At 62.4% G+C, this 3,760-nt stretch carries 5 protein-coding genes; 4 read left to right on the forward strand and 1 reads right to left on the reverse strand.

Annotated elements, in window-relative coordinates; all coding sequences use genetic code 11:
* Positions 1-300: 300 nt before the first annotated feature.
* Positions 301-675: a PEP-CTERM sorting domain-containing protein gene (locus Q1L59_RS16695; protein WP_366145608.1), complete on the reverse strand. Its 375-nt coding sequence runs from the start codon at positions 673-675 to the stop codon at positions 301-303.
* On the opposite strand from Q1L59_RS16695, the gene Q1L59_RS01955 reads away from it, so the two are divergent.
* The 4 genes from Q1L59_RS01955 to Q1L59_RS01970 form a co-directional block, all read left to right on the forward strand.
* The gene (locus Q1L59_RS01955) at positions 676-1,110 is read left to right on the forward strand and encodes a hypothetical protein (protein ID WP_300327616.1); all 435 of its coding nucleotides are present in this window, start codon (positions 676-678) and stop codon (positions 1,108-1,110) included.
* Entirely contained in the window at positions 1,107-1,475 is a 369-nt protein-coding gene (locus Q1L59_RS01960; protein ID WP_300327617.1) for a toll/interleukin-1 receptor domain-containing protein, read from the forward strand. Before Q1L59_RS01955 ends, Q1L59_RS01960 begins: the two co-directional genes overlap by 4 nt.
* Positions 1,476-1,887: 412 nt before the next feature.
* Positions 1,888-2,187, forward strand: coding sequence for a hypothetical protein (locus tag Q1L59_RS01965; RefSeq protein ID WP_300327618.1), 300 nt, complete (start codon positions 1,888-1,890; stop codon positions 2,185-2,187).
* The coding region (locus Q1L59_RS01970; protein WP_300327619.1) for an EAL domain-containing protein at positions 2,184-3,760 on the forward strand (1,577 nt) is incomplete at its 3' end. The genes Q1L59_RS01965 and Q1L59_RS01970, both read left to right, overlap by 4 nt.

The raw sequence follows: 3,760 nt of genomic DNA on the forward strand, positions 1-3,760 counted from the left end.
AGCGCGAGCCGTCTGGCTTGCGCTTGCCATATCGTCCTTGCTCATGCTTCCCCCTCGCGCGCCGCTTGCGCATTTCCCCTATTACAGCACGATTTATTGGCGAAAGTGAGAAACTGTACGCCCGTCCGCGCGGCCGGTCGGCCAGGCGAACGGCGGCCGATGCGCGTGCGGGCAACTCGGCGTAGCTGCGCAGTCGATTCTCCACCAGATCGCCCAGGAGCGGTTCTACCTCGTTCAGCGCTTGTTCGGTGCTTGTTTAGCGATCGGCAGCGGAGCCTGCACCTGGGCTGGACTCGGCCGCTACGCACGCGGACGCCGTTTGCCCCCAGCGGCGAGGTTCAGTCCGCCCAAACCGAGCAACGCCAGTGTCGTCGGCTCGGGAACCGAATTGGGCGCCAGTAGCCAGTTGCCTGCGCGCAAGCTTCGCTCTTTCGTACCGGGAAGCGTTTCCAGCGCGCAAAGCGGGCGCTGCCGGGCTGACTCGTTGAAGGTCAATGCGTGTGAGTGTGGGTGAGAGGGTCGACGGCGTTGTTCTTCAGGCCACTGCGCTGCCGACACTGCCCTGACTTTTGCTTGACCACGACCACTCGCCGTACTACGCTCACCTCGGTCGGCGCCTGCGTGCGTTTCATGGCCGGGCAGCGGGCGCAACAGTCTGTGCGAAGATGTGTGCATATGGCCGAGAGACTGGTTGTCCTTTCGTACTCCGGGCACGACGCGTTTGAAGCGAGCCTGCTGCAATACGCGGTCGAGACGATGCTTGCCGCCGAAGTGCTGCGCGTGTGGACGTATCAGCGCGACCAGGCGCGTTCGGAACAGGACGTGGCTTCGGCACTCAAGGCGCGTCTTCGCGACTCGCTGGCGATGTTGTTTCTGGTCTCGCCGAGCACCCTCGACGGTGGCGCAGCGCAATGGATGGAACTGGCGTATGCCGACGCGTTCAACGTACGGACTTTCATTTTGCTGCATCATCTAAGCTTTCAGGAATTGAAGGCGAGGGAGGCGGGAGTGCCGCCGCTCTTGCTCGCCAGTCAATGCAATCAGGCGATGCAGTGGAAGGAGGTCGTCGGCGACCTTCGCGTGCTTGCCAAGGAGGCTTCACAACCATGAGCGACAAGGTTTTTCTTTCGTATGCGGCGCAGGACCGGCACTTCGCAGAAGCGCTGAAGCCGCAGATCAGCGAGCTGTTGCAGAAGCATGCGCAGACGCTCGATGTCTTCGATGCACACGCGCTTGCTTCCGGCGAAGACTTCCGGAAGACGGTGAAGGACGCGATGGACGCGGCAACCGCCGTGGTCATCGTCGCTTCACCGGCGGGCGAGGCTTCGCAATGGGTGAACTACGAAGCGGGCCTCGCCGATGCCTTGGGCAAGGATGTGGTGCTTGTCGGCCGCAAGGGCACCACCGCGTCGTCGGCTTTCGGGCGGCTGTTGGAAAGCGCACGCTTCGTCGAAGTCGACGATGAAGCGGCCTGATCGCCGATGAATCGAGAAGCCGCCGCCGGTCGAGATCACATCGGGTGACAAGCTTTCCTTTGTCGGCTTGGTCGCTGCACCTTGCCTGGTCCGTTCGAGCGTGAGGCGATCAACAACGGTTTGTGCGTTAGTGGGAAGTTGCGCTGAGCAGCCATCGGCCAGGATGATGTACCGAATGCACGGTTACCCGTTCAAGGCTTAAAGGGGTTTTGCGCGCCTTGTGAGCAGTGAGCACGATCGGCCCGTTTGGCCTGAAACAGGCAGATCACGGGCTCCAGCTTGAGGAACACTGGAAGAGAACGACGACGCTCGCGTTTTCTCGGCACGTCACCCCATATGCGTGCGCCGAAGCCGGAAGGCTTGCAAGCAGGGCGCCTGTGCCAGCAGCACCGTGTGTGGCTGTCAATGATCGGTGGAAGAAGCGGTTCGCCATGGCACGATCGAGGGAGAAGGCACCGAGCGCCGGGGCACGCGTTCTTTCTGCCTTGGCAATCCGGCTGTGCTCGCCATGCAGGTGTTTGCCCGCCGCGGGCGGCCGATTTCCGGTGAAAAGCGCAGTAAAGTGGCGCGACAGACCTCGTTCACGCTTCTCGAAGGTCGATCTCGTACGATTTTGGCCAATCGTTGCCGTAGTATGACAGACTCTGTAGCGCGCCAGGCCGGTCCCGAATGGGGAATTATGGGTTTCCAGTTCTTCTTTTGGCCGATATGAACAAGGTCGTCAAAGCCTCCAAGCCACGTCATCACCGACAAACGAAGGCTTACCGTGCCTACTACGAGGCGCGCTCGAACGAACTGGACCCGATTACCGGGTTCGTCAGCCGCTTCTGCCGAGCGCCCATGGCTGGGGTCAGTGTGGTGGACAACGATCAAGTCCTGCTCAAGAGCCGGGTAGGGCTGAGCATCGACCGTTTTTCCCGCTCCGGAGCGTTTTGTGCGCATGCCGTCGATTCGAAGGTGAGCTTCTTCGAGGTTGCCGATACGCGGCATGACTCCCGCTTTCGCGAAAGTCCGCTGGTTCGCGGCGAGCCGCACGTGCGTAGCTATGCCGCGGCCGTCTTGATCGACGCCAACAAGGCTCGCATCGGCACGCTTTGGGTGATGGACCGCGTGCCACGTCGGTTGGCCCGCCGCCAACGTTGCTTGCTTGTGGCGATGAGCCGGCACGTCATGGCCGTGCTCAGCTTGCTGTACGAAGACCACGCCACCGGTTTGCCCAACCGGCGGGGATTTCTGGAAGTCTTGCAGCCGCTGCTGGAGACTTGGCGGCGCGAGTCGGTTGAAGCGGTGCTGGTCGCCTTCCAGATTCGCGAATTGCCGCTCCTGCGCGACACTTGCGGTTGGGAGCGTACCGATCAATTTCTGTCGGAGCTGGCGCAAAGCATGCGCGCCCTCTGTCGCTTTCAGGATGAGTTCTGCGCTCGTTGTGGCGACGATCAATTCGTTCTCACACTGCGGCTACTGGCTGGCGGTGGCGTCGACGCCACGCTGAAACGTCTCGCGTGCCTGGTCGACGCGCCGTTTCGCGCACACCGGCAGGTCTTGAACCTCCACTTGCGCCTGGGTGTCGCAAAGGCTTCCGGGCGTGCGATATCGGCGGTGGATTTGCTCGACGAAGCCTTGCTGGCGGCCCAGCAGGCGACACTCAGCGGCGCCGCGGTGTCCTATTGCGGCGCTGATGGTACGCACGCCCGCCGCCGCGAGCTGGGCCATGTGCAGCGGGTGAAGGCAGCGTTTGCCGCCGGCGAGTTCGTGCCGCACTTCCAACCACAGATCGATCTCGCCGCGGGCTGCATCAGCGGCTTCGAAGTTCTGGCACGCTGGCAAGCCCGCGAAGGCGAACACATGCAACTGCCGGAGGCTTTCCTGTCCGCCTTCGAAATCGCTGAATGCCTGCAGGATCTCGATCTGGCGATTGTCGACCAGGCCTGCGCACACTTGCGACGCTGGCTGGACAGTGGGCTGGCGGTGCCGCGCCTGCTGTGCAACCTCAGCCGTGCGACGATTGGGCAGGCAGGCTTCCTCGCTGCCGTCGACCGCGTCCTGGCGCGACATCTGGTGCCATCGCAAGGCATTGGTTTTGAGCTGACCGAGTCGCACATCCTGCGTGAGCCGGTGCGGGCCAGGGTCTTGCTTGACTCCTTGCGGGCACGCGGCATCTATCTCGCTCTCGATGATTTCGGTACCGGTTACTCCAATCTCCTGGCGCTGAACGATTGGCCCGTTGACTGCATCAAGGTCGATCGCTCCTTTGTGCGGGCCGTCGACACCGACAGCAGATCGCA

The organism is Accumulibacter sp. (genome assembly GCF_029255125.1).
Classification (GTDB): domain Bacteria; phylum Pseudomonadota; class Gammaproteobacteria; order Burkholderiales; family Rhodocyclaceae; genus Accumulibacter.

Excerpts from the sequence above, each read along its gene's own strand:
- Q1L59_RS16695 (WP_366145608.1), bottom strand. The coding sequence starts at position 675 with ATGCACACATCTTCGCACAGACTGTTGCGCCCGCTGCCCGGCCATGAA.
- Q1L59_RS01955 (WP_300327616.1), top strand. The coding sequence starts at position 676 with ATGGCCGAGAGACTGGTTGTCCTTTCGTACTCCGGGCACGACGCGTTT.
- Q1L59_RS01960 (WP_300327617.1), top strand. The coding sequence starts at position 1,107 with ATGAGCGACAAGGTTTTTCTTTCGTATGCGGCGCAGGACCGGCACTTC.